The 25,277-nt window shown below is 41.9% G+C and carries 19 protein-coding genes and 1 tRNA gene; 10 read left to right on the top strand and 10 right to left on the bottom strand.

Features of this window, described 5'->3' with window-relative positions; all coding sequences use genetic code 11:
- Nucleotides 1–46: 46 nt before the first annotated feature.
- Complete coding sequence (gene scpA, locus OU792_RS03875; protein WP_274669523.1) at nucleotides 47–2,167, bottom strand: methylmalonyl-CoA mutase; 2,121 nt, start codon at nucleotides 2,165–2,167, stop codon at nucleotides 47–49.
- Nucleotides 2,164–3,564: a methylmalonyl-CoA mutase family protein gene (locus tag OU792_RS03880; RefSeq protein WP_274669524.1), complete on the bottom strand. Its 1,401-nt coding sequence runs from the start codon at nucleotides 3,562–3,564 to the stop codon at nucleotides 2,164–2,166. Before OU792_RS03880 ends, scpA begins: the two co-directional genes overlap by 4 nt.
- A gap of 308 nt (nucleotides 3,565–3,872) precedes the next feature.
- Here OU792_RS03880 and dnaA point away from each other — a divergent pair, with 308 nt between their 5' ends.
- Nucleotides 3,873–5,303: a chromosomal replication initiator protein DnaA gene (gene dnaA, locus OU792_RS03885; protein ID WP_100627858.1), complete on the top strand. Its 1,431-nt coding sequence runs from the start codon at nucleotides 3,873–3,875 to the stop codon at nucleotides 5,301–5,303.
- Between the two features lie 4 nt (nucleotides 5,304–5,307).
- On the opposite strand, the gene OU792_RS03890 is transcribed toward dnaA, so the two are convergent.
- Together OU792_RS03890 and OU792_RS03895 are read right to left on the bottom strand one after the other, a co-directional pair.
- The gene (locus OU792_RS03890) at nucleotides 5,308–5,721 is read right to left on the bottom strand and encodes a nucleotidyltransferase substrate binding protein (protein ID WP_100627857.1); all 414 of its coding nucleotides are present in this window, start codon (nucleotides 5,719–5,721) and stop codon (nucleotides 5,308–5,310) included.
- 116 nt (nucleotides 5,722–5,837) lie between these two features.
- Entirely contained in the window at nucleotides 5,838–7,286 is a 1,449-nt protein-coding gene (locus OU792_RS03895; protein WP_134201815.1) for a S1C family serine protease, read from the bottom strand.
- Nucleotides 7,287–7,486: 200 nt separating this feature from the next.
- On the opposite strand from OU792_RS03895, the gene OU792_RS03900 reads away from it, so the two are divergent.
- From OU792_RS03900 to OU792_RS03920, 5 genes are all read left to right on the top strand, one after another.
- Entirely contained in the window at nucleotides 7,487–8,653 is a 1,167-nt protein-coding gene (locus OU792_RS03900) for a 1-deoxy-D-xylulose-5-phosphate reductoisomerase (RefSeq protein ID WP_274669525.1), read from the top strand.
- Complete coding sequence (gene rseP / locus OU792_RS03905; protein WP_134201813.1) at nucleotides 8,653–9,972, top strand: RIP metalloprotease RseP; 1,320 nt, start codon at nucleotides 8,653–8,655, stop codon at nucleotides 9,970–9,972. The genes OU792_RS03900 and rseP overlap by 1 nt, the downstream gene beginning before the upstream one ends.
- A gap of 167 nt (nucleotides 9,973–10,139) precedes the next feature.
- Nucleotides 10,140–12,611: an endopeptidase La gene (lon, locus tag OU792_RS03910; protein WP_134201812.1), complete on the top strand. Its 2,472-nt coding sequence runs from the start codon at nucleotides 10,140–10,142 to the stop codon at nucleotides 12,609–12,611.
- A gap of 58 nt (nucleotides 12,612–12,669) precedes the next feature.
- Nucleotides 12,670–14,064: an ATP-dependent protease ATPase subunit HslU gene (hslU, locus tag OU792_RS03915; protein ID WP_134201811.1), complete on the top strand. Its 1,395-nt coding sequence runs from the start codon at nucleotides 12,670–12,672 to the stop codon at nucleotides 14,062–14,064.
- A 125-nt stretch (nucleotides 14,065–14,189) separates the two neighbouring features.
- Nucleotides 14,190–14,924 carry an SDR family NAD(P)-dependent oxidoreductase gene (locus tag OU792_RS03920; RefSeq protein ID WP_134201810.1) on the top strand — a complete coding sequence of 245 codons (735 nt, stop codon included), beginning with the start codon at nucleotides 14,190–14,192 and terminating at the stop codon, nucleotides 14,922–14,924.
- On the opposite strand, the gene OU792_RS03925 is transcribed toward OU792_RS03920, so the two are convergent.
- Nucleotides 14,921–15,412: a SixA phosphatase family protein gene (locus OU792_RS03925; RefSeq protein ID WP_134201809.1), complete on the bottom strand. Its 492-nt coding sequence runs from the start codon at nucleotides 15,410–15,412 to the stop codon at nucleotides 14,921–14,923. The genes OU792_RS03920 and OU792_RS03925 overlap by 4 nt on opposite strands.
- Nucleotides 15,413–15,502: 90 nt before the next feature.
- Between OU792_RS03925 and OU792_RS03930 the strand changes: the two genes are divergently transcribed.
- On the top strand, nucleotides 15,503–15,694 hold the full coding sequence (locus OU792_RS03930; RefSeq protein ID WP_024281570.1) for a cold-shock protein: 192 nt from the start codon (nucleotides 15,503–15,505) through the stop codon (nucleotides 15,692–15,694).
- Nucleotides 15,695–15,742: 48 nt separating this feature from the next.
- Here the strand turns inward: OU792_RS03930 and OU792_RS03935 are convergent, their stop codons facing one another.
- Nucleotides 15,743–18,280 (bottom strand): mechanosensitive ion channel family protein, encoded by a 2,538-nt coding sequence (locus OU792_RS03935; RefSeq protein ID WP_134201808.1) that lies wholly within the window; start codon nucleotides 18,278–18,280, stop codon nucleotides 15,743–15,745.
- 184 nt (nucleotides 18,281–18,464) lie between these two features.
- Between OU792_RS03935 and OU792_RS03940 the strand changes: the two genes are divergently transcribed.
- Both OU792_RS03940 and OU792_RS03945 read left to right on the top strand, forming a co-directional pair.
- The gene (locus OU792_RS03940) at nucleotides 18,465–18,893 is read left to right on the top strand and encodes an Hsp20/alpha crystallin family protein (protein ID WP_134201807.1); all 429 of its coding nucleotides are present in this window, start codon (nucleotides 18,465–18,467) and stop codon (nucleotides 18,891–18,893) included.
- A 141-nt stretch (nucleotides 18,894–19,034) separates the two neighbouring features.
- On the top strand, nucleotides 19,035–20,540 hold the full coding sequence (locus OU792_RS03945; protein ID WP_134201806.1) for a S1C family serine protease: 1,506 nt from the start codon (nucleotides 19,035–19,037) through the stop codon (nucleotides 20,538–20,540).
- 87 nt (nucleotides 20,541–20,627) lie between these two features.
- Here the strand turns inward: OU792_RS03945 and clpX are convergent, their stop codons facing one another.
- From clpX to OU792_RS03965, 4 genes are all read right to left on the bottom strand, one after another.
- Nucleotides 20,628–21,854 (bottom strand): ATP-dependent Clp protease ATP-binding subunit ClpX, encoded by a 1,227-nt coding sequence (clpX, locus tag OU792_RS03950; protein ID WP_026945582.1) that lies wholly within the window; start codon nucleotides 21,852–21,854, stop codon nucleotides 20,628–20,630.
- A complete protein-coding gene (locus tag OU792_RS03955) occupies nucleotides 21,854–22,528 on the bottom strand; it encodes an ATP-dependent Clp protease proteolytic subunit (protein WP_026945583.1) in 675 nt (224 codons plus the stop codon). Before OU792_RS03955 ends, clpX begins: the two co-directional genes overlap by 1 nt.
- A 76-nt stretch (nucleotides 22,529–22,604) precedes the next feature.
- On the bottom strand, nucleotides 22,605–23,933 hold the full coding sequence (tig, locus tag OU792_RS03960; protein ID WP_134201805.1) for a trigger factor: 1,329 nt from the start codon (nucleotides 23,931–23,933) through the stop codon (nucleotides 22,605–22,607).
- A gap of 89 nt (nucleotides 23,934–24,022) precedes the next feature.
- Nucleotides 24,023–24,104: transfer RNA gene (locus tag OU792_RS03965), tRNA-Leu, on the bottom strand.
- Between the two features lie 150 nt (nucleotides 24,105–24,254).
- On the opposite strand from OU792_RS03965, the gene OU792_RS03970 reads away from it, so the two are divergent.
- Nucleotides 24,255–25,277, top strand: a 1,023-nt coding sequence (locus OU792_RS03970) for a RelA/SpoT family protein (RefSeq protein WP_274669528.1), incomplete at its 3' end; no start/stop codon positions are given.

Genomic DNA, 25,277 nt, shown 5'->3' on the forward strand with positions numbered 1-25,277 from the left:
AAAATCCTCAAAGCTCAAGATTGAAACTGATTCCTCTGATTGCGATTTACTCTTCCAACAACTTTTGCAAGATTTTTATTGCCGCTTCAGAAAGTACTGTACCAGGGCCAAATACAGCAGCCACACCTTGTTGGTAAAGAAAGTCATAGTCTTTCGGAGGAATAACTCCACCTGCTACCACCATGATATCTTCTCGACCAAGCTTGGCTAGTTCCTGAATCAATTGTGGAATGAGTGTCTTATGCCCAGCTGCCAAGGAGGAAGCGCCGACAATATGGACATCATTTTCAACTGCCTGCATGGCTACTTCCGCTGGAGTCTGGAAGAGTGGTCCGATATCCACATCAAAACCCATATCGGCGAAGCCTGTTGCAATTACCTTGGCACCTCGATCATGTCCATCCTGACCCATTTTTGCGACCAGAATCCGGGGTCTTCTTCCCTCCAGTTTTTCAAACTCGTCAGAAAGGGAAAGTGCCTTTTTAAATGAATCCTGATTTTTTACTTCACTTGCATACACGCCGGTCACGGATTTAGTTTGTGCTTGATGCCTTCCAAAAACTTTTTCCATGGCATCAGAAATCTCTCCAAGGGTAGCTCGGTTCCTGGCTGCATCTACTGCTAAAGCTAATAAATTTCCAGATTTGCTTTGAGCGGCTTCCGTGATTCGATCTAGGGATTCTTTGACCTTAGCTTCATTTCTGGATGACTTGACTTGTTCCAGTCTTTTGATTTGCGATTCGCGTACAGCTTGATTATCCACTTCAAGAAGCTCAATCGTAGACGCTTCATCGATCTGATAGCGATTTACTCCGACAATGATATCCTGACCACTGTCGATTCGTGCTTGTTTTTTGGCGGCAGCCTCTTCGATTCGAAGCTTAGGTACTCCCGCCTCGATCGCTTTAGCCATTCCTCCCAATGACTCTACCTCCTCAATTAGTTTCCAAGCTTTATCCACCAATTGATCTGTCAAATACTCCACATACAAAGAACCTCCCCAAGGGTCTACCACATCGGTGATACCTGTTTCCTCCTGAAGAATAAGCTGTGTATTCCGTGCAATTCTAGCAGAGAAATCGGTCGGCAATGCAATCGCCTCATCCAAAGAGTTGGTGTGAAGTGACTGTGTATGGCCCATGGCAGCGCCTAATGCCTCAATCGCTGTCCGTGTGATGTTATTGTAGGGATCCTGCTCAGTGAGCGACCATCCAGAGGTTTGGCAGTGGGTCCGGAGAGCCATGGACTTGGAATTTTTGGGATTAAATTGCTTGACGATTTTAGCCCAAAGCAATCTTCCGGCACGCATTTTCGCGATTTCCATAAAGTAATTCATCCCGATGGCCCAAAAGAAGGAAAGCCTCGGAGCGAATTCGTCAATATCCAGACCAGCTTTAATTCCCGTTCGAAGGTATTCCAAACCATCTGCCAAGGTATAGGCCAGTTCCAAATCTGCTGTGGCACCAGCTTCTTGCATGTGATAGCCAGATATGGAAATAGAGTTAAATCGAGGCATGTATTTCGATGTGTATTCGAAAATATCAGCGATCAACTGCATGCTTGGCACCGGTGGATAGATGTAGGTGTTGCGAACCATAAACTCCTTCAAAATATCATTTTGTATGGTTCCACTCAGTTTTTCGGGACTTACTCCCTGTTCTTCAGCTGCCACAATGTAAAATGCCAAGATCGGGATGACTGCCCCATTCATGGTCATAGAAACAGACATTTGATCCAAAGGAATCTGATCAAAAAGAAGCTTCATGTCTTCCACTGTATCGATCGCTACCCCTGCCTTCCCGACATCTCCAACTACCCGTGGATGATCTGAGTCATAGCCTCTGTGGGTTGGTAAATCGAAGGCTACCGAAAGCCCTTTCTGACCTGCTGCTAAATTTCTCCGGTAAAATGCATTGGATTCTTCCGCAGTAGAAAATCCGGCATATTGCCGGATAGTCCAGGGTCTCATCACATACATGGAAGCATAGGGGCCTCTTAGGTATGGTGGGATTCCAGCCGAAAACTTAAGATGGTCCAGTTTTTTGATAGTCTCAGGATCAAAAAATGGAGGAACCTCAATTTGCTCGGGTGCCTTCCATCGAGCATCCGATTGGCTTGTCGTGGTTGATTGCTTATTTATATTCCAGTCAGAAAAGTCAGGTCTCATTTTTTCAGGATTTCTTGTTCGATCAGGTATGTTTCTCTGCTTGGCTGTAGTTCGTAGCCACTTTCTTGGATAGCTTGGAAGGCCGAATTATTAATCAATTTTCCACTTGCTTGGTAGCGATTTACCCCCACTTTGCTTCGTTGATTTCCCTTTACTTTTTCTTGAGCTGCTAACCTTTCCGATTTGACTCTTTGATGAAGTGACTTTGCCTGAAATTGAGAAAGCCAGCCGCCTTCTTTTTCCAGTTTGGAAATTGCAGCTTGAATAAGCTCGATAAATTCCTTCTGAAGGCTTTCCAGATAAAAGCTGCCTGCCATAGGATCCATAACCTTATCTAAATAACTCTCTTCTTTCAGGACAGAAGAGACATTCCGTGCAATTCTCGAATTAAGTGCATCTGATTCATTACTATCCCATTTTCGGACCCAAAGAACATTACAGCCACCTAAAATTCCAGCTAGACCCTCATAGGTCTGACGGATGAAATTATTGTTTTTATCAATAAGTGACTTGGTCCAAAGACTGCTTGATGCAATGACCTGAATCTGTTCAATTCCCAAATTCACATCAAATTTTTTCGCCAATTCTGAAGTCAAAATCCGAATCGCCTTTAACTTGACCATTTCTGGGAAATGAGGCTCTCCAACTGCTGTGTGAATGCATATTTTACTAAACCACTCTTTCAATTCTACGCCTTGCGTTTTTAGTCCGAAAGCTGTCTCAATGATTTCTCCTAGGCCAAATTCAACTTCGGTCAGGCCCGTAGCACCTGCATTTGCATATCTCGCAAAATCAAAGGTCATGGGCGAAAAATTGGGGTATGGCTTTGTCTTCTCAATTAAAGAATGAGCATCTTTCAAAGCCTTTGTCCAGTCTCTTTCTTCCTCAAATAAGCTGCCTGTTGGAGACCAAAGAATGGCTCCTATTAGCTTTTTGGAAGGAAATTTCACTTGCTCCAAATAATTCAAAAATGAAATGGCATCCCGGATACCTTTCTTAGGTAAAATGTAGACAGAGATATATTCCAATTGCACATCCTTCAGCAAAATGCTCCAATTTGTGGACTCTGAAGCATGGATTATTAATGCATCAGCACCATTTTGGAGATGAAATAGGATGCTTTGGTTAGCTTCTTTTGGCGATTGAGCAGTGATTTCTACTGCATTTGACCAAATCCGTGGTCCCAAAACTGAAAGTTCTGGTTCGGGATGAAATCTCAGCTGGGTAGCTAATCCTTGTGAGTCGGAAGAATCATAATAAGGTGACTGCTTAATAGTCGACCAAATTTTGCTTTCTAATGTTTCTTCAAAGTTTTTTCCTTTCAAGTCTTTTTCAATCTGCTTTCTCCAATCAGATTTGCTTGTAGCTTGAAAAGGAAAAAAATCTGGATTTGTCATATTTGGGTATCTGGTTAAATCGATAAGACTTCTTTTCAAAATTAAGGAATCGAATGAGATTCCTTGCAAGGATAACCTTTCTTAAAACCTTTAGGTAGCTATAATTCATTCAATGTAGGAGAGCAATAGCCTTAGTTTTCAGTTTAAAGAATTATTCTTGAATTTATGCAAGCGTTCTTAGTAATTGGGTAAAGCAAAAAAAATCACTTTTTCAAGCGCTTAGACATTTTTTATTTATATGATTTTTCTTCAATTTTGACCTCCTTGTCAAAGCCTGACCGGTTACCAATTTTCAGAAATCTTCTCAAATGAGTTCAGAAGCTAGCGCAGTTTGGAATGAGTGTTTACGTGTGATTGAACAGCACGTTAGCGAGCAGAGCTTTTCTACTTGGTTTAAGCCTATCAACCCGGTTAAGCTTGAGGGTACCTCCTTGACTATTCAGGTGCCAAGCCAATTTTTTTATGAGTGGCTAGAAGACAATTACATTCAGGAGCTTAAGCTTGCGATTAAGACCATTCTAGGACAAGGTGGCCGCCTGGAATATGCTGTGGTCGTGGACCGAGGCAACTCCTCCAATCAACCTTACATGGTCTCTTATCCCCAAGGAAATCATGGGGCTAAAAAAGTCCCTGTAGGATCGAATGGAAAAGATGAATCTCAAAGAAGTCCATTCCAGATGGATAGTTTGGGCGATGAGATGCTTACCCAAAGTAACTTGAATCCGACATACACCTTCAGTACTTATATCGAGGGTGACTGTAATCGTTTGGCGAGGTCGGCTGGCTTTGCTGTTGCTACCAAGCCCGGGATTACCTCTTTCAACCCGTTGATGGTGTATGGGGGAGTTGGTCTCGGAAAAACTCATTTGGTGCAAGCCATAGGGAATGAGATTAAAAATGGTCCTGAGGATAAGTTCGTGCTTTATGTGTCTTCAGAGAAGTTTGTGAACCAATTCATGGACTCTATCAAGGATGGTAATGTCAAAAGCTTCACCAATTTTTATATGCAGGTGGATGTTTTGATTATCGATGATATCCAGTTTTTGGCAGGAAAGGATAGAACGCAGGAAATGTTTTTCCACATTTTCAATCACTTGCATCAGAGTAAAAAGCAAATCATCATGACCTCAGACTGTCCCCCAAGGGATCTGAAAGGTCTGGAAGAGCGTCTTCTTTCCCGATTCAAATGGGGCTTGACAGCTGATTTGCAAATGCCTGATTTTGAGACGAGGGTTGCGATAATCAGAAGGAAAATGCAGTCGGAAGGGATTTTTATTCCCGACGATGTGGTGGAATATTTGGCTTACACGGTGGATACCAATGTAAGAGAGCTGGAAGGAATACTGATTTCACTGATTGCACATGCTTCGTTGAATCGCGTAGATATTGACCTGCAGTTGGCGAAGACGGTGATGAAAAATATCATCAAAGACATCGAAACTGAGGTTGGTATTGATTTCATTCAGAAAACGGTTTCCGAATATTTTGGAATTGCTTTGGATGATCTGAAAGCAAAAACAAGGAAAAAGGAAATTGTAATTGCGAGGCAAGTGGCTATGTATTTTTCTAAAGAGTTCACCAATCACTCATTGAAATCCATCGGCTATCACTTTGGAGGTCGGGATCATTCGACGGTGATTCATGCCCTTACAACCGTTAATGACATGATTGATACGGACAATCAGTTCAAAAACTCCATAAACGAGCTGAAGAAGAAGTTTAAAATGAGATCTTACTAACCTCTCAAGCTAGTATTTTATCCATCGTATCTTCAAACCTATCCAATAGTCGGGTATATTTCTTGACAATATTTTCGAAAAATTCAGGCTGCTTGTCTAATTCGTAAATAGGATTGTATTGAATCCTGTCTATGACCATATCAAGCCAGGCTTTGCCATCATCAATCAAATCTGCATGAAATGCCTCAACCGTCAGATCTCGGGAACCTGTAAAAGGGCCTTTTCCGCATCTTTTTAGATAAGATTTTATGACTTTCAAAGCCAATTCATGCGCCACTTCAAAATTGGCAATCAGTTCCCTTTTCCGAGATTCAGATAACTCTCTCAATCGCGCTTGCTTGACAAAAATCTGTAAATCTTCCAAAGCTATTTTGAATTCCTGAAAGCAGTCCTCACAGGATGGCGGCATGGATTTCATTGGATTATCGTTTAGGTTTTGGTCTTTTAATTCTTTTCGAAATATTTTCTGAGACCTTATTAAAGCTAAGGATAAATCAACAAGTCTTCAAAAAAAAGAGGACCGAAGCCCTCTTTTTATCGTACTGTGTAGCTTTGCATGAACGGTTGGCCATTGGATGCCACCCCCTCTATCAGTAATTTTCCGCTGTAATCTTCCAAAAATTTACCCACCTTTTCCGGGTTGTTTGCGGGCTCTCTGTTGATCTCTGTGATGACAAAACCATTGCGAAGTCCTAAATCTCTGAGATAACCTCTTGAAAGAGCCGTAATTTTAATTCCGTAGGAAATACCCAACTTATCCTTCTCAATTGTATTGACTGCTTCGAGCCGGGCACCTAGCAGTCTTGAGCTATAGTATTCCCTCTTCAAGACTCCTGTGCCACCTTCCAGGTTTTGTAATGTCAGGGTTGTGTTATTGGCTTTTCCATCTCGGGTATAGGTAACTGGAATTTTATCTCCGGGATAGTGATATGAAAGCGCTTCTTCGAAAGATCCCATCCCCGTGATGACTTGATCGCCAATTCGGGTTATCACATCATTTCGCTTCATGCCAGCCTGTTCAGCTGCTCCATTTCGAATGACGTGAGTTACAATCACTCCATCGAGGGATTGAATATTCATTTCCTCCGCCAACTCAGGAGTTATTTCTACCGCCTCAATTCCAGGAATGGCTTTTTGTACCTCTCCATATTTGATTAGGTCATTGGCTACTTTCATGGCGATGTCCACCGGCACGGCAAATCCATATCCTGTATAGGAACCCGTTCGGGATAGGATAGCTGTATTGATTCCCACCAGCTCTCCATTTACATTAACGAGTGCTCCGCCTGAATTTCCAGGGTTGATGGGTGCATCTGTCTGGATAAAGCTTTCCAGAGGAAAGTCACCTCCCAAAATATTGATTTGACGCTCCTTGGCAGAGACAATCCCTGCAGTCACGGTGGAGGTAAGATTGAAAGGATTGCCGACGGCAATGACCCATTCTCCGATTTGAAGGTCTCGAGAACTTCCTTTTCTAATTGCCGGTAAATTGTCAGCTTCAATCTTGAGAACCGCGATATCTGTGTTTTTGTCAGTTCCTACCAGTCTCGCTTGATAGGTTCTTTTCTTATGAATCACCTCAATGGTTTCTGCGCGGTCTATCACGTGATTGTTGGTGACAATATATCCATCATCTGATATGATTACGCCTGAGCCAGTACTTACTTGTTGGGTAGGGCCAGTGCCAAAAAAGTAATCAAACATGCTGTATCGGCGGGGATCACTACCAGAGAAGTTTTTGATAAAAACGACTGACTCCGTACTATTTTCAGAAGCAGCTACGAAAGAGACGGGAGGGTTTGTCGCAAAACTTCTAGGTGTAGATTCAGTATTTGCGGTGTTCAGGACTTCCGAACTCTCTGCCATTGGGCTAGGGGAAGTGTAGGTTTCTTTTTCTGGGGCGATATCTGCAAGTGTCCAAAATGCGGCTCCAGAAAGGCCGGCCAAAAAACCCACTAGGGTAGTTTTGAGTAAATTTTCCATACGCTTTCTTTTCTCAACTTGACGACCAAAATTCATTTCTGTTGGGCGAATTCACATATTTTAAGCTTGCCTAACTCAAAAACTTTTCCTTTTGGTAAAAACTGACGATTTGTACCTGTAAATTCTCAGCATCTTGTAATTTTGTCAGCTATTCTAAAAACTTTCCAATTCGGAGTCTGTTTTTTCATCAAATCAAAAAAATGAGCGAAGTAAAGCGCGTAGCCATCCTAGGGAGTACTGGTAGCATCGGTACACAAACCTTGGATGTGATCCGTCAGCATCCTGAAAACTTCCAAGTCGAAGTACTCACGGCCCAAAATAATTGTGACTTGCTGATCAAGCAGGCGCTAGAATTCCAGCCCAATGCGGTAGTGATCACCAATGAATCTAAGTATCAGGTGGTGCGAGATGCCCTTATCCCACATGATATCAAAGTTTTTGCTGGGCCGAAAGCCCTTGCTCAGGTGGTGGAAATGGAAACCATCGATGTGGTTTTGACAGCCTTGGTGGGTTATGCCGGATTGATTCCCACAGTTCATGCGATCAAAGCAGGGAAGCAAATTGCGCTAGCTAATAAAGAGACCTTGGTGGTAGCTGGGGAGATTATTACCCAATTGGCCAAAGAGCATGCGGTTAACATTTATCCAGTCGATTCGGAACACTCAGCAATTTTTCAATGCTTGGTAGGAGAGTGGCACAATCCGATTGAGAAGATTATCCTAACTGCCTCAGGTGGCCCATTCCGTGGCAAAGACAGAGAGTTTTTGGCAAGCGTAACCAAGGAGCAGGCGCTGAAACATCCGAATTGGGATATGGGCGCGAAAATTACTATCGATTCGGCCTCATTGATGAATAAAGGCTTGGAGGTCATCGAGGCAAAATGGCTTTTTGGATTGACTCCCGAGCAAATCGATGTAGTTGTTCATCCTCAAAGTATAATTCATTCCTTGGTACAGTTTGAAGATGGCTCGATCAAAGCACAACTCGGACTTCCGGATATGCGTATCCCCATTCAGTTTGCGATGAGCTATCCGGATCGATTGAAAAGCGATTTCGAACGATTTGATTTCTTAAACTATCCAAATTTGACTTTTGAAAAGCCGGATTTGAAAACTTTTAGGAACCTTCAATTGGCCTTTGACGCTTTGCATAAGGGTGGAAATGCAGCCTGCCTTCTCAATGCTTCCAATGAAGTGGCTGTTGAGGCATTCCTAAAAGATGAAATTGGTTTTCTTCAAATGTCTGATTTGATCGAAGATGCTATGAATCAGGTTGGTTTTATCAGCCACCCAAGCCTATCAGACTATGTGTCGAGTGACGAAGAAGTCCGGGCTATTTCTTATGAATTAATTAAAAAGTATAAATAATGGATACATTGATTATGGTGGGCCAGCTCTTATTGGGATTATCAATCCTGGTAGGCTTGCACGAGTTGGGTCACTTATTGACTGCCAAAATGTTTGGCATGCGGGTAGAAAAATTTTCGATTGGTTTTCCGCCTAAAATTGCGGGATTTCAGTGGGGAGAGACAGAGTATTCGATTGGAGCTATTCCTTTAGGGGGCTTTGTGAAGATATCCGGTATGGTGGATGAGTCTATGGATACAGAGCAACTTTCTACTGAACCTCAGCCGTGGGAATTCCGCTCCAAGCCGGCTTGGCAAAGGCTGATCGTAATGCTAGGAGGAATTATAGTCAATGTAATTACGGGGATAATCATTTTTGTGATCCTAGTTTACAATAACGGAGAGACCTATTTTTCCAGGGATCAGATTATCGAAAACGGAATTGTTGCATATGAATACGGTGAATCCATAGGTTTTCAGACCGGAGACAAAATCTTAGATGTAAATGGTCAACCTTACCAAAGCCTAAATGAACTGAGCAGTGGCAGTGTACTCCTTTCAGAAAATGGATACTACACCGTAGATCGTAATGGGGAGCAGGTCAAAATCGAAATTCCGAGAGGTTTTATCAATTCATTCAATTCCGAAGAAGCTTTCGCTAAGTTTGTTTCCATCCGCTTTCCTTTTGAGATTTTGGATGTGGCACCTGGAGAGGCTGCTGAGACAGCAGGACTGGAAGAAGGGGACAAGATTTTAGCTGTCAATGGTCAGCAGGTATATTATTTTGATGAATTGCAGTCGGTCCTAGCTGACTTAAAAACCCAAGAAGCGCAACTTTTAATTGAATCCGATGGAGTAAGAGACACTGTGTCAGTTCCGGTATCAGCTGAAGGAACGATCGGAATTGCAGCCAATCCATTGATTGAGCCTGTGAAGCGACAATTTGGTTTCGCTGAAGCTTTGAGTAAAGGAACGGAGCGAGCATTTGGAGTGGTGATCATCAACGCCAAGGCTTTGGGTAAGATGTTTACCGGTGAGGTCTCTGCGAAGAATGTAAGTGGTCCTATCGGAATGGCTAAAATCTATGGCAATTCTTGGGATTGGGGTAAATTTTGGAGTATCACTGGCTTGATTTCTATGATCTTGGCCTTTATGAACTTATTGCCGATTCCGGCCTTGGATGGAGGACACGTGATGTTCCTGTTGTATGAGATGGTGTCCGGAAGAGCTCCTTCTGATAAATTCTTGGAAAATGCTCAAAAGGTAGGGATGGTAATCCTATTGGTTTTGATGGTATTTGCTATAGGAAACGACATTCTTAAAATATTTACAGGAGGTTGATAGCCTCAAGAATTTACTTTTAGGTGGTGGGTTTCTTTTTCTAAGCTGCCAATCTGACCCGAATAAGCTTTGGCACAGCCATTGAACTTTATGGAAGAACCTTTGTAGATTGAAGGTTCTTCTTTTATTTAAGCCAAAACGGACAGCTAGCCTGTCAAAATGTCTATATGAGTCAATTCGAAAAATCCCTGCTTGAAAATTTGATGGTCAGTGACTTTGCGAATGAGGGTGACCTTATTCAATTAATCACTGAAGAGGATGACAGTCAGCAGGTGTCAGATAATTTGAAGGAAGAGATTCCAATACTTTCAGTGAGAAACACGGTGCTGTTTCCTGGGGTGGTCATTCCGATCACAGTGGGAAGACAGCGCTCAATCAAGCTGGTCAAAAAAGCACAAAAAGGCGATAAATTGATTGGAGTTTGTGCCCAGATTAATCCCAATACGGACGACCCAAGCTGGGAGGATATTTATCAGGTTGGGACCGTTGCGAAAATTGTCAAAATGATCGTGCTTCCCGATGGAAATACGACAATTATTATTCAGGGTAAAAAAAGATTTCAGGTCACAGAGCAAGTGACAGAAGACCCTTACTTTATTGCCAAAGTAAAATACTTGGAGGAGAACTTTCCTAAAAGCTCAAAGCGAATCCAAGCTTTGGAGGAGTCACTAAAGGATGCCGCGGTACGTATCCTACACCTCAATCCGGAAATTCCTCGTGAGGCACAGGTAGCCCTGGATAACATCGATAATACGCCATTTCTAACTCATTTTCTTTCTTCCAACATCAATGCACCTGTAGAGTCAAAGCAGCGTCTTTTGGAAATCAACGATGGAGTAGAAAGAGCTACGCTACTTTTGGAGTACATGATGAAGGATATTCAGATGCTGGAACTGAAGTCCGAAATCCAAAAGAAGGTGCATACCGATATCGATCAGCAGCAGCGGGATTACTTTTTGCGACAGCAGATGAAAGTCCTCCAGACAGAACTGGGTGAAGAAGGACCGGAGAAAGAAGTCGAAGACCTCCGAATGAGAGGAGAAAAGAAAAATTGGCCGGCTGAAGTCAAAAAGCATTTCGAAAAAGAGCTTGACAAAATTCTACGGATTAACCCATCCGCAGCAGAGTATCCAATTGCATTGAACTATGCTGAGACTATGGTTGAACTACCCTGGAATGAGTTCACCCAAGATAATTTTGATCTTAAGCATGCCCGAAAAGTATTGGATGCAGATCACTTTGGTTTGGATAAAGTCAAAGAACGGATCATCGAGTACTTGGCTGTATTGAAATTGAAAAATGACTTGAAAGGTCCGATTCTTTGCCTGTATGGCCCTCCAGGGGTAGGTAAAACTTCCCTTGGGAAGTCAGTCGCAAAAGCCTTGGGACGAAAGTATATCCGCATGTCTCTAGGTGGTCTTCATGACGAGGCAGAGATTCGTGGGCATCGGAAAACCTACGTCGGTGCGATGCCTGGCAAGGTGATTCAGAATATGAAAAAGGTCAAAACCTCCAACCCGGTATTCGTATTGGATGAAATTGATAAACTTTCTTCTGATTTCCGTGGTGACCCAAGCTCTGCTTTTTTAGAGGTTTTGGATCCCGAGCAAAACTTTGCTTTCATGGATAATTTTCTGGAAGTGGAGTATGACCTGAGTAAGGTGCTATTCATCGCTACGGCTAATTCGCTTGACACGATACAGCCCGCTCTACGGGATAGAATGGAAATCATCGAGGTGACAGGCTACACCCAGGAGGAAAAGGTGGAAATAGCCAAACGCCACTTGGTCCCTAAGCAGCGGAAGGAGCATGGTCTAAAGACCAGTCAGATTCGTTTTGACAAGGCTGCTTTGGTGAAAATAATCGAAGATTATACCCGCGAATCTGGTGTGAGAAATCTTGAGCGAGCCATCGGTAAAGTCGTCAGGAATATCGCCAAATCCATTGCGATGGAGGAGGAATATGAACCAAAGATTAACGCTGAGGCAGTTCGTAAGATATTGGGTTCGGAAATTTTTGATAAGGAGACCTATCAAGACAATACGATTGCCGGAGTAGTTACCGGTCTGGCTTGGACGAGTGTAGGAGGGGAAATACTCTTTATTGAATCAAGCTTGAGCAGAGGAAAAGGAAAACTTACCCTTTCCGGACAATTGGGAGATGTAATGAAGGAGTCAGCGATGACTGCTCTTTCTTATCTCAAATCGAGGGCAGAAGAGCTTGGAATCGATCATCGGGTGTTTGAGCACTATGACTTGCATGTTCACGTCCCAGCTGGAGCTGTTCCCAAGGATGGTCCTTCAGCTGGCATCACCATGCTAACTGCAATGGCATCTGTCTACACTCAGCGTAAGGTAAAAACGAAGCTCGCTATGACAGGAGAAATCAGCCTTATTGGTAAGGTCATGCCAGTGGGAGGGATTAAGGAAAAAATCCTAGCGGCCAAGCGTGCCGGAATCAAAGAAATCATCCTTTGTAAGAAGAATAAGCGGGATATAGATGAGATCGATGAAAATTATCTCAAAGGGCTAGAATTTCACTTTGTGGATCGAGTCAGTGAGGTATTGGACATTGCGCTCTTGAAGTCAAAAGTGGATAGGCCTTTACAGTTTTCTTTTCCAGATGAGAAGAAAGGCTGATTGAAAATCATCCAAACAGCCGCTAATCAATCCGGTTGTTTACTAAAAGAACATTGAAATGAATAAAATTGAATCTCTTACTCCTAGACAAATTGTCGTGGAGCTTGATAAATATATCATCGGACAAGGCGATGCAAAAAGAAATGTAGCTATTGCACTTCGAAACCGTATACGCCGGATGATGGTCAAATCCGATATTCAGCGGGACATCGTTCCAAATAATATCTTGATGATTGGATCTACCGGTGTAGGTAAAACCGAAATTGCACGCCGCTTGGCAAAAATTGCCCAGGCACCATTTACCAAGGTGGAAGCGTCCAAATTCACTGAAGTAGGCTATGTAGGCCGAGACGTCGAAAGCATGGTCAGGGACCTGGTTGAGCAGTCTGTTCATCTCGTGAGAGAGGTCAAAAATGAGGCTGTGAAAGCTCGGGCTGCTGAAGCTGTGGAGGAGCAAATTTTGGATATTTTGATCCCTCCAGTCAAAGGTGCTGGATTCAGGACAACTCCCGTAGCAGCGAATGTGGATGATGAGCCATCTGATGATAGCGAGTTGAATGAGCGGACTAGAGAACGGTTCCGGGAAAAGCTTCGGAATGGTGAATTAGATGACCGCAAGGTTGAGGTCAATGTGAAGTCTGCACCTCCGGTCGGAGTAGGTATGATTGGAAATGGCATGATGGATGATGCCAGTATGCAGGGGCTTCAGGATATGATCTCCGGAATGATGCCCAAGCGGACCAAAAAGCGAAAAGTAAGTATAGCCGAAGCCCGTAAAATCCTTTTGGAAGAGGAGGTGGCGAAGTTGGTAGATTTCGACGAAGTAAAAGAAGAGGCAATCAAACTCGCCGAGAATAACGGAATCATCTTTATAGACGAGATCGATAAAGTGGCTTCTAAATCCGGAAAAAATGGAGGAGGACCGGATGTAAGTCGTGAGGGTGTGCAGCGTGACCTGCTTCCGATTGTAGAAGGATCAGCCGTTAATACCAAATATGGAGTGATCAATACAGACCATGTGCTTTTTATAGCAGCAGGTGCATTTCATGTCAGTAAGCCTTCCGATTTGATCCCTGAGCTCCAAGGTAGATTCCCCATAAGAGTGGAGTTGCAAAGTCTGACGCAGGAGGATTTCTCCCGTATTCTTCGTGAACCCAAAAATGCACTTACCAAACAATATCAAGCTCTGTTCGATGCAGAGCAGGTTTCATTGGAGTTTAATGATGAGGCTATCGAGGAAATCGCTCGTATTGCTTTTCTGATCAATCAGGAAGTGGAAAATATTGGTGCACGTAGATTGCACACCGTCATGTCCCACTTATTAAATGATTTCCTTTTTGATGTACCGGATACCATCGAACCTAACTCGAAGATAATGGTGACAAAGGAAATGGTACAAGAGCGTCTAAGTACCTTGGTGAAAAACCGAGACCTTTCCCAATACATTCTGTAAATGACAAGCCCCGAAATAACCCGGGGCTTTTTTCTTTGAATGGTTAAACTGGAACTTTTTTATCTGGTTTTGTAATTTGGATTAATACTTGTTGGAATTGACTCATCACCCTGATCAATTAAAATATGAATAAGTCACTTGTGGTAATCACCGGCCATTCCAAAGGCTTGGGGAAAGCCCTTTTAGAGCATTACTTGAGTTTAGAAAGTGTTGAGTTAATCGGAATATCGAGGAGTAGATTAGATATAGATTCACCCAACTTAACTCAGGTTAGTTTAGATCTTTCGGATCTGGATGTGTTGAAAAATGAATTGGAGGGGCTTTTTCCAGAAGAGTCCTACGAACAAATCATCCTGGTAAATAATGCTGGCTGGATAGGAGAGATCAAACCTATCGGTAAGATGCATCCGCGCGAAATGCGAATGCAAGTCAATCTCAACCTGCTGGCTCCCATGTACCTTTCAAATGCTTTTATCAAGGCCTATAAAAACCACCCGGCGAAGAAAGTGGTCTGTAATATTTCTTCAGGAGCAGCCACAAGACCGGTAGCAGGTTGGGGTGGATATTGCAGTACCAAAGCTGCTTTAGCCATGTTTACCATGGTGGCCGACAAAGAAAATGGGGCTTCTGATTTTAGATTTTTTAGCTTGGCGCCAGGAATTGTAGATACTGGCATGCAAGAAGAAATCCGGAAGGCAGCAGAAAGTGATTTTCCAGAATTACAGAAGTTTTTGGAGTTCAAAGAACAGGGAGAGCTTGTAAAGGCAGAAGAAGTTGCTCGTAAAATCGAGTATTTGTTGAGTAATCCAGAGGAGTTTCAGGATGTGCAGCAAGATGTCCGCAAGTACGAGGCGCCTTAAGAGCTCTTCTTTGGATAATCAATGAAAATCAATTGGCTATTTTCCTCGGAAAAATCTTTCCAAGTTTTGGCTAGGCAGGTAAATCCGCAAATACCAGCCGTCGGCAAGTTACCAAGAGGCACTCCTAAATTTTGAATCAAATCTGTCATCCCCGGATTATGTCCAACCAAAAATAAGGTTTGAATGGATTCGGGTTGTTGTCTGATTACGTTGAGGTAGGTGCTGGGCGGAGCATGATAAAGACTTGAGTCCAATACTATTTTTTGATTGGTAATGCCTAGTTCCTTTGCGATAAGGCTTGCTGTTTCTTTTGCCCGCTTTGCTGTAGATGAAATAATTAAATCAGGGAAAATTTCTGTTTTTAAAAGTCGCTTTCCCATGATGGGAGCAGCCTTAAGACCTCTTGGGGCAAGCGGTCTGTCATGGTCTCTTAGCCAAGTCTCGTCCCAAGAAGATTTTGCATGTCGGATTAGAAAAATTTTTTTCATAGCAACAAAATAGAATTTTGGAATTTTTGATATTTATAAACAAATATTTACATTAACAGCACGTTCAATTACAATTTATATCAATTTATTATGTTTACCGGTACAGTAAAGTTTTACAATGAAGCCAAGGGGTTCGGTTTTATCGTGGACGATGAATCACAAAGTGACGTCTTCGTGCACGCAACCGGATTGGTGGACAAAGTTGCCCAGAATGACAAAGTCACTTATGACGTCAAAGATGGCAAGAAAGGTCCTAATGCCATCAACGTCAAAAAAGCATAAATGCCATTTTGATTTTGAAAATGAATCCCCGGTTAGGCCGGGGTTTTTTTATGCTTGAGATTCTGATTTGTCATCAGGTTTTTCCTGATTTGGATTAGAGACTTTTTCTTGCCAGTTGGAAGGAATGGTTTTGAGGTACAAATCTCTTTTTGGGAAAGGAATCTCGATCCGATTTTCCAGAAAAGCTTCAAAGATCGAAGTCATGACCTCAGATCTCATTTCCAGCCATATATCCATACTCCCTACCCAGAAAAGCAGCCTGAAGTCAACCGATGATTCTCCGAAGTTTTGCATAAAAACTCTTGGCTGAGGGATTTTTAAGATATTTTCTCTATTCAGCACCTCTGTCAATATTTCTTTGACTTTCTTCATGTCGGAATCATAAGCCACTCCAATGATCAGTTCGACCCGACGTCTTTTATCAGAAAGTGTCCAGTTGATCAGGCTTTGAGAAAGTAGATCGCCATTCGGAACGACTATTTCGGAACCATCATAAGCTTGAATCTTACTTGCCCTGATTCCGACTTCTTTGACAGTCCCCTTGTTGATACCTACTTCGATCTCATCTCCTATCTGAATCGGACGCTCAAAGGCAAGGATTATTCCTGAAACCAAATTATTGATGATAGTTTGAAGTCCGAAGCCGATACCGACTGATAGTGCGCCTAAAACAATGGTGATTCGGTCCAGTGGAATTTTGGCTGCCGTAAGCGCTATGAAAAAACCTACGGTAATCACAGCTAACCGTATCAAAAGGACGGAGCTTCCCAATCGGTTTTTTCGGGATGTGGCGTTCTTTTGGTCAAAGGTTGAAAAGAAATAGGCGATGCTATTAGCTAAAAATGATGATATCAGAAGAATTACCAAAAACAGCAGAATCGTTCCAAAAGTAAATGTGCTGTTTCCAAGTGTATACTCCTCAGTGAGGAAGTTTAAAACTCGCTCATAGAAAATATCGAAATAGCCAAGGTGAATCAGAATCCCATAAGACCAAATCCCGAAGGCAAATAACTGTAATATTCCTAAAAACCGCTTTTCAAGCTCTTTAAAGTCTAAAAAGCTAGAAATAATATCCGAGCTCTTTTTTGTTTCAAGTGTGAGGAAAAAAAATTGCATCACCAAGTTGGTGAAAATATAAAGGGATATTCCCCTGAAGAAGCTCGTTATACCAGTGATTGTAAAAAGCTTAGTAATACTTGCTCGTCCAAGTATATTTGCGCCAAGTGAAAAAAGCTGGGTTAAAACCATAAATCCAATTAAGAAAAGTAGAATCTGTTTACCCTTGAAAGTTTTTTCTTGAATGGATTTATAGGTAAAATATCCGAAGAGAATAGTGATAAAATTTACTACTAAAAAAAGGTAACGTTCTTCATAATTTTGTTCCCAATTGACACCAAGAGTAGGTCCAATCAAGCTCAGTGGTAAAAATATCCACCAAATTCGCTTGAATGGCTTAGGAAAGAATTCCCCTATCATCCACGAACTAAAAAATGCAAAAGCAAAGGATAGTCCCGAGTTGAAGGCCAATGGAGGTCTATCAAACAAGACAAAAAAGAGAGGAGTGATAATCAAAAAGGAGGCAATGAAAGGAAATTTGGTGATGGAGCTAGTTTTTGCAAATATGGATTGACTGAAGTCTTTTTGGTTTTTGATCTTCCAAATGTTTCTCTTGAGTAAAAAACCCACAGTTAAAATTAAAAGAAAGTAAAAGGTGAGATCAACGAGATTTCGCTCCAGAAAATACAATACAAAGGTGCTGTTTGCAAAAAAGGATTCTTTCGTGATTTCAAAGGTAGATTTATGGGATCCAAACTCTGGGTCTCTGGGTTCCCATATATAATTGGCTTCCTTTTGCCACATCCTTCGGTTCAGCTCTTTGGATCTGATCCGAAAGTATTGTCCTATCGTGATGATTTTTCCGTATAGCTCATTCAGTTGAGCCTGAAATCTTGTAAGGATCAATTCCTGCTGAAAAATTTCATTTTTCAATTCAATGATCTGATTTTGCAGAAAACGAATCTCCATATTTAAGTCAGGCGCGATTGTGAGTATTTCTTCATTTAGGCTGAAGATAGAATCCTGTTGAATCTCATTGAGTTTATCTCCCGAACTTACAATTAGGCTTACACGGCTATCAATAATTTCTTCAAATTTTTCAACTTCAGCATTAACCCCTTCTAATAAATTAAGAACTCCTTTAATGTATCGGACATTGTCTTGCCTCAGGGTATCTTGGACCAATTGCCCAAGGGAGTTGACAGCATTCCTTATTTCAGGAATGTTTTCCATCATTTCCAAAGTGTCCAATGGCTCTTGAAGGCCCAATTGGATTTTACTCAAGTCAATAGCATATTTTTTTGACTTGGAGATAAGTTGAGATAGGACGGTGCTCAGTCGTTCCTCTTTGACTTCTACATTGTTCAGTTCTTCAAAATTCTGAAGCGTTGAATCTTGGCTGGTGGCTGGCGTTTGAGGATTTGCCAAATCGAGCGAAGAGTCTCCACTCGTTTGTTCCTGAAAAGAGTACAACACTGTTGAAGACACACAAAAAATAAGTAGGAATAGGATGAATTGGCGCAAGTTCATAGCCCCTGTTAGTTTTTGGGAAGTTATAAAAAATCTTGTTTTGTTTTTAATAAAATGAATTTAATGTCAAAATGGCCGTTTATTGGTTTATTGATTAATTTTTTGAGTCAAAATGACAGGATTTTTTACTTGGTATAATATTTCTTGCATGAGTTTTAAATCGGAAACTTAACCATAAACAATTATGAAACTAGTAAAACATAATCACTTAAATTCCATTTATCCTTCAGCTTTTGGAGGATTGTTGGATAGATTTCTCCAAGATTCATTTGGAGAGATGGACAAAAGATTTAGCCCAGCAGTGGATATTTCAGAAGATGAGTCTCAATTCGAAATTCAGGTTGTAGTCCCTGGAATGAAAAAGCAAGACTTCAAGGTAGACCTTACTGATGGCCGTCTGACTATATCTGGAGAGCGGAAAATTGAGGAAAAGAAGGAGGGTAAAAACTTTCACTCCCTTGAATCTCAGTTTGGTGCATTCTCAAGAGTGTTTTATGTCCCAGATAACGTGGAGGCAGATAAAATCGAGGCTATCTATGAAGATGGAATTTTGAAAATATCCCTTCCAAAAGCTGAGAAAAAAGTCAATAAAGCCTTGATTGAGGTAAAATAATCTGAAGAGTGGGTGAACCCCACTCTTTTTTTCGGGTTAGAATAATATAGAAGCCGGTTAAAACTGGTTAAATTGATTTTCCAAATGGACCTGATTGAATAATTTTTGAGTTAAATCAGCAAAACAAGAAGAAAGTAAACTATGAGCAAAAGACAATTCTTTCTAGGAATGCTATTGGCCTCCCTCATTGGAGGCATGGTGGCTTTGGCTGGGGTTAGTTATTTCCTCCAACCACAGGGAGCTACCACATTTGAAGAAAAGCAAAATGCAAGTTTCGTAAACCTACTTGCAGGAGAAAACTTTACGATTCCTGACGGGATTAATTTTGTGGCTTCTGCCGAGATCGTCACGCCTGCAGTAGTACACGTCAAAAGTACACTAGGATTTACAGCTTCCCGACCAAGGAATCCTATCGAAGAGCTATTTGGTTTTCCCCCTGGAGATGAAAACCCAATGCAAGGCCCGGGATCCAGAAATCCCATGAGTTCAGGCTCAGGTGTAATTATTTCTTCTGACGGTTATATTGTGACCAATAATCATGTGGTCGAAGGAGCTTCTCAAATTGATATTTCCTTAGATAACAATAAGCGATTTGTCGCCAAAGTAATTGGAACTGATCCTACTACTGACCTAGCATTATTGAAAATTGAAGCTAACGGTCTTCCGTTTGTGCGGTTTGGTAATTCTGATCAAACAAAAATAGGAGAGTGGGTCCTTGCCGTTGGAAACCCATTCAATCTAAATTCCACCGTGACAGCGGGGATTATCTCGGCAAAAGCCCGAAACATCGGGATTCTTCGTGGAGTAGAAAATAACCTTCAAATAGAATCCTTCCTTCAGACTGATGCAGTGGTCAATCCGGGTAATTCTGGAGGTGCATTGGTCAACTTAGCAGGAGAATTGATAGGGATAAATACAGCGATTGCTACCCGTACGGGTACTTTCAATGGCTATTCATTCGCTGTTCCAAGTTCTCTTGTTCGAAAAGTAGTCGATGATCTGCTTGAATATGGAACTGTTCAGCGTGGTTTATTAGGAGTAACCATCAGAGATGTGAGTCCAGAATTAGCGGAGGAATTGAACAAGGAGTTTCCAGTTGATCAAGGCGTATATATCAATGGAGTAAATCCAAATAGTGGTGGTGAAGAAGCAGGATTGCAGCCAGGTGATATCATCGTAGGCGTGGATGGTAGAGAGACTACATCTGTTTCTATCCTTCAAGAAATGGTGGCTAGAAAGCGTCCAGGTGATCAAGTGAAGGTGGAGTATCTTCGAGATGGTAAGAAAATGGAGGCAATGGCTACTCTTCGAAACTTTGATGGCAATACCAAAATTGTAGAGAAAGAAGTCAAGAAAACTTTCGAATATGATGGTGTTATATTTGAAAATATTTCTGATGAGCAGAAAGAGCGACTTCGGATTTCTGGAGGAGCAATGATTGCCACAGTTGGACGATCTGCATGGAGGTCTGCTGGAGCGAGACCAGGATTTATCATTACATCCATTATAAGCGAAGATGGGCGTACTAGAATCTCAGACGCAGAGAATCTTCTCGAGGAACTAAGCTCTTTAAGCGGTCAAGAAATCGTGGTATTGGGTATGTTTAATGATGGTACCGAGTATTACTTCGAAGTTGAGCTAGATTGAAAGAGAAAATAGGCAATAAAAAAATCCCACTACGATGAGTAGTGGGATTTTTTTTGATATGGTTTGTAGAAAAGACCGAGCTTAATATTAAGCTACTTGCAGTCGCTTGAATTTTGATTTGTCAAATTGAGACTTGGCGTAGGTTTCATCGATTACGAGCTTTTTGATGCTATCGTCTGAGGGTAATTCATACATGGCATCGGTAATAATAGCTTCGCAAATTGATCGGAGTCCTCTTGCTCCAAGATTGTATTCTACCGCTTTGTCTACAATAAAATCCAATCCGCTTTCCTTAAATTCTAATTTCACGCCCTCCATTTCCAGAAGTTTGGTGTATTGCTTCACAAGGGCGTTTTTTGGTTCGGTTAGGATTTGCTTGAGCGCTTCTTTGTGAAGAGGGTCCAAATGAGTCAATACTGGAAGTCTACCGATGAGTTCTGGAATCAATCCAAAAGCTTTTAGGTCCTGGGCAGTCACATATTGGAGTAAATTTTCTCTATCAGCCATGGCCGCTCCTGCAGACTTGCTAAAGCCAAGTGGCTGGGTATTTAGACGCTTGGCGATATGTCTCGCTATTCCGTCAAAAGCTCCCCCGCAGATAAACAAGATGTTTTCAGTATTGACAGCGATCATTTTCTGGTCCGGGTGCTTTCTGCCACCCTGAGGCGGTACATTCACAACCGTTCCCTCCAATAGCTTCAACATAGCTTGTTGAACGCCCTCACCACTTACGTCTCTGGTAATAGAAGGATTGTCGGACTTTCGAGCGATTTTGTCAATCTCATCGATATACACAATCCCTCTCTCGGCAGCTTCCACATTGTAGTCTGCTGCTTGAAGCAATCTGGTCAAGATGCTTTCCACATCTTCACCTACATATCCTGCCTCAGTGAGCACTGTCGCATCTGCGATGCAGAATGGTACCTCAAGGATTCTTGCCAAAGTTTTAGCGAGATAGGTTTTTCCTGTACCGGTATCGCCCACCATGATGATATTGGATTTTTCAATCTTGATATCATCTGGGTCTATTTGTTGCTGTAGCCTTTTGTAGTGGTTGTATACCGCTACTGTGAGTACTTTTTTTGCATCCTCCTGACCAATTACATATTGCCCGAGGAATTCGGTAAGCTCCTTCGGTTTTTTGAGTTTGAACTTTGGTTTAGAAGGGGCAGACTTCTTTGTCTTTTCCTCTTCGCCAAGGATCATATGTGCTTGTTCGATACAAAAATTACAGATATGGGCTGATATTCCGGAGACCATCAGATCCACATCTTTTTTGTTTCTACCGCAGAAAGAGCAGGTAACTTGTGCCATTAAACTGATTTTTTAACTAGAACTTCGTCGATAAGTCCGTATTCTTTAGCCTCAGGTGCCTTTAGCCAATAGTCACGGTCCGAGTCGCGTTCGATTTCTTCGTAAGTTTTGCCAGTGTGATTTGCCAAAATCTGATAAAGCTCCTGACGCATAGAAAGGATTAATTTCAAGGAGATTTCCATGTCTTTAGATTGCCCTTGCATACCACCTGAAGGCTGATGAATCATCACTCGCGAATGCTGAAGGGCAGATCGCTTATTTTTTGCTCCACCTGCTAGCAATACAGCTCCCATGGACGCTGCGATTCCCGTACAGATAGTGGCTACATCAGGTCCGATATACTGCATAGTGTCATAAATACCAAGGCCTGCTGTTACTGAGCCTCCCGGGCTGTTGATGTAAAGCAATACATCTTTCTTAGCGTCTACTGACTCCAAGAAAAGTAATTGAGCAATGATAATATTGGCAATATGATCATCTACAGGCGTTCCCAAAAAGATGATCCGGTCCATGATCAATCGAGAGAATACGTCGATTTCGCGGAAGTTAGAAGGACGCTCTTCGATGACCGCGCGCGTCATATTTTCGATATGTTGGGTGTACTGGTCAAATGCCGATCCACTTACTCCCTGGTTGTGAATCGCAAATTTTCTGAATTCCTCTTTGTTAATCATAATTGGTTTTTTGTATATGGTCGCTTAAAAATAAAAAAAGCCCTTAAATAAGGACTTTTTTAAGCTTTAAAGCAATTTACTTTTCCAAAAGTTCCTTAAAGTCATCGATGCTTAGGTTCTTTTCGACAAGTTTTATTTTCTCCTGGACATAAGCCAGAACCTTATCATTCTGAGCTGAGGTCAGCATATTCATATAGTTTTGACCTTCATTACCTTGAAGGTAATTGTCAACAAACATGTCCATGCTCTCTTCCATAGAAGAACCAAGGCCAGATGAAGCAAATTGCTCACGAATCATTTCCTTAGTTTTCTCAATAACATCTGCATGCTCAGCCTTGATGTCGTTTGCCCTGGCGATTTCATTCGAGATCAATGACCAAATCAGCTGTCTTGAATAAGCAGGGAATTCATTTTCCACATCTTTCTCAGTCACTTTACCTTCATTGGCTCTTAATAACCATTCTTTCAAGAATTCTTCTGGAAGGTCAAGATTAGCTTTCTCCACCAAGGTCTTTTTCAATTCCTCCTCTGTGAAAACTTGAGATTCTCGATCATAGCTAGACTGAAGGGTCTCTTTTACTTTGGCGACAAACTCCTCTTCAGTTTTTACTTGATCAGGACCAAAGATTTTATCAAAAAATTCCTGATTCATTTCAGCTTCTGCCTTTCTGTTTACATTCTTAATGGAAAAAGAAAGCGCTCCTGAAAGATCCTTCGCATCTTCTTCTGTCAATCCAAATGCTTCTTCCCACTGACCTTTCTTGACATCCTTAGCATCGAAGTCTACTAGGTCTTCCTTGCCTTTTCCGATGAATTTTTCAGCCAGTTTTTTTGTGATTTTAGATAGATCCAAAGAAACGGTATGCTCAAAATCACCCTCTTTAGCTTTAACATCACCGTACACGTGATCGCCAGCTTCTACGGATTCAGGGTTAGTACTTTCGCCGTACTGAGACTTAAGGTTTTGTATAGTCTCGTCCACAAGCTTATCATCTACTTGGATTTGATATTTGGTAGCTTCAAGACTTTCGTCAATTGGAAGTTCGAAGTTTTCAACAAAACCAATTTTGTATTCGAAATCAAAGTCTTTCTGCTTTTTCCAGTCGATTTGATCTTCAACTTTTTCGACAGGAAGTGGATCTCCTAGAATTCTGAAGGACTGCTCCTTGATGTAGTTGTTTAGTGAATCACCAAGGATGGAATTGATCTCATCTACTAGAATAGAAGTTCCGTAGATGTTTTTTACCATAGAAACAGGCGCTTTGCCAGGTCTAAAGCCCTTAATGCTGACCTTTTTTGCGTAGTCTTTTAGCTTGGCGTCTACCTTGGGTTGATAATCTGCCTCTGTTAGTTTAATTTTAATAGAGGCTTGATTTGCGGAATGCTTGTCTAGTGTAATTTCCAACGTATAAAATATTTATGATGATTTCGAACTAAAAACCCCCAATCGCTTTCCTGAGTGTTTTCAGGGAGTGATTGAGGGTTCGATTTGTGTGCGGATGGAGGGACTCGAACCCCCATGCCTCGCGGCGCTAGATCCTAAGTCTAGTGCGTCTACCAATTTCGCCACATCCGCTTTTCGACCGTATCACTTTCGTACGGCTGTCAATTGTGGATGCAAAGGTAGGTACTTCCTGAATATTTGCAAGCATCCGAGAAAAAAATATTTTAGATTCTGAAATAGAAATCATCCTTACCATTTTTGTGTTAAATTTCTAATATGTCCATGATCCAAGTTGATATAGAAGAAGAGCGAAAAGAAATCCTAAAAAGGTATCGTCGTCTCCTCCGACAAGCCAAACCAATCTTAAAGCCAGGAGATGCGAAAATCATCAAAAAGGCCTTTAATGTGTCTTTGGAGGCGCATAAGGATATGCGCCGCAAATCAGGGGAGCCATACATCTATCATCCATTGGAGGTGGCTTTGGTATGTGTGGAGGAGATTGGCTTGGGAACAACATCTATAGTAGCTGCGCTTTTGCACGACGTAGTGGAAGATACCTATTGGGAGCTAGAAGATATTGAGCGTGAATTTGGTCATAAGGTCATGACCATTATCGATGGATTGACCAAAATTGCAGGAGTATTCGAATATGGGAGTTCTCAGCAGGCTGAGAATTTCCGAAAAATGCTCCTGACGCTATCTGATGACGTCCGAGTAATTTTGATCAAGATAGCGGATCGTCTGAACAATATGCGTACGCTGGGCAGCATGCCCCGTCACAAGCAATTGAAAATCGCCTCTGAGACAATGTACCTATACGCCCCGCTTGCACATAGGTTAGGGCTTTATGCGATCAAATCCGAACTCGAGGATTTGTATCTAAAATTTACCGATACCACCACCTACAAGGCGATCGTTCATAAAATCAATGAGTCCAAGTCCTACCGAAATAAATTTATCCGGCAGTTCATCCAGCCCATCGAGGAGGAGCTCAATCGGCAAGGATTCAAATTTAGCATCAAAGGAAGGCCTAAGTCGGTTTATTCTATCTACAACAAGATGAAAAAGCAAAATATACCTTTCGAAGAGGTATACGACCTTTTTGCAGTGCGGATCATCTTGGAGTCTGAGTTGGAAAATGAAAAAGCCGACTGTTGGCAAGTGTATTCAATCGTGACAGATTTTTATCGTCCAAATCCAGACCGTCTTCGAGATTGGATTTCTACACCTCGATCAAATGGATATGAATCCCTTCATACAACTGTCATGAGTAATCTCGGTCAGTGGGTGGAAGTGCAGATTCGT

It is taken from the genome of Algoriphagus sp. NF (assembly GCF_028823735.1).
Lineage (GTDB): Bacteria > Bacteroidota > Bacteroidia > Cytophagales > Cyclobacteriaceae > Algoriphagus > Algoriphagus marincola.

What these genes read in the sequence shown, in the direction of transcription:
- OU792_RS03890 (WP_100627857.1), bottom strand. Translation starts at nt 5,721, where the DNA reads ATGAAATCCATGCCGCCATCCTGTGAGGACTGCTTTCAGGAATTCAAA.
- scpA (WP_274669523.1), bottom strand. Translation starts at nt 2,167, where the DNA reads ATGAGACCTGACTTTTCTGACTGGAATATAAATAAGCAATCAACCACG.
- rseP (WP_134201813.1), top strand. Translation starts at nt 8,653, where the DNA reads ATGGATACATTGATTATGGTGGGCCAGCTCTTATTGGGATTATCAATC.
- OU792_RS03925 (WP_134201809.1), bottom strand. Translation starts at nt 15,412, where the DNA reads ATGAAAAAAATTTTTCTAATCCGACATGCAAAATCTTCTTGGGACGAG.
- OU792_RS03935 (WP_134201808.1), bottom strand. Translation starts at nt 18,280, where the DNA reads ATGAACTTGCGCCAATTCATCCTATTCCTACTTATTTTTTGTGTGTCT.
- OU792_RS03940 (WP_134201807.1), top strand. Translation starts at nt 18,465, where the DNA reads ATGAAACTAGTAAAACATAATCACTTAAATTCCATTTATCCTTCAGCT.
- dnaA (WP_100627858.1), top strand. Translation starts at nt 3,873, where the DNA reads ATGAGTTCAGAAGCTAGCGCAGTTTGGAATGAGTGTTTACGTGTGATT.
- lon (WP_134201812.1), top strand. Translation starts at nt 10,140, where the DNA reads ATGAGTCAATTCGAAAAATCCCTGCTTGAAAATTTGATGGTCAGTGAC.
- OU792_RS03895 (WP_134201815.1), bottom strand. Translation starts at nt 7,286, where the DNA reads ATGGAAAATTTACTCAAAACTACCCTAGTGGGTTTTTTGGCCGGCCTT.
- OU792_RS03880 (WP_274669524.1), bottom strand. Translation starts at nt 3,564, where the DNA reads ATGACAAATCCAGATTTTTTTCCTTTTCAAGCTACAAGCAAATCTGAT.
- clpX (WP_026945582.1), bottom strand. Translation starts at nt 21,854, where the DNA reads ATGGCACAAGTTACCTGCTCTTTCTGCGGTAGAAACAAAAAAGATGTG.
- OU792_RS03955 (WP_026945583.1), bottom strand. Translation starts at nt 22,528, where the DNA reads ATGATTAACAAAGAGGAATTCAGAAAATTTGCGATTCACAACCAGGGA.
- OU792_RS03945 (WP_134201806.1), top strand. Translation starts at nt 19,035, where the DNA reads ATGAGCAAAAGACAATTCTTTCTAGGAATGCTATTGGCCTCCCTCATT.
- OU792_RS03900 (WP_274669525.1), top strand. Translation starts at nt 7,487, where the DNA reads ATGAGCGAAGTAAAGCGCGTAGCCATCCTAGGGAGTACTGGTAGCATC.
- OU792_RS03930 (WP_024281570.1), top strand. Translation starts at nt 15,503, where the DNA reads ATGTTTACCGGTACAGTAAAGTTTTACAATGAAGCCAAGGGGTTCGGT.
- OU792_RS03920 (WP_134201810.1), top strand. Translation starts at nt 14,190, where the DNA reads ATGAATAAGTCACTTGTGGTAATCACCGGCCATTCCAAAGGCTTGGGG.
- hslU (WP_134201811.1), top strand. Translation starts at nt 12,670, where the DNA reads ATGAATAAAATTGAATCTCTTACTCCTAGACAAATTGTCGTGGAGCTT.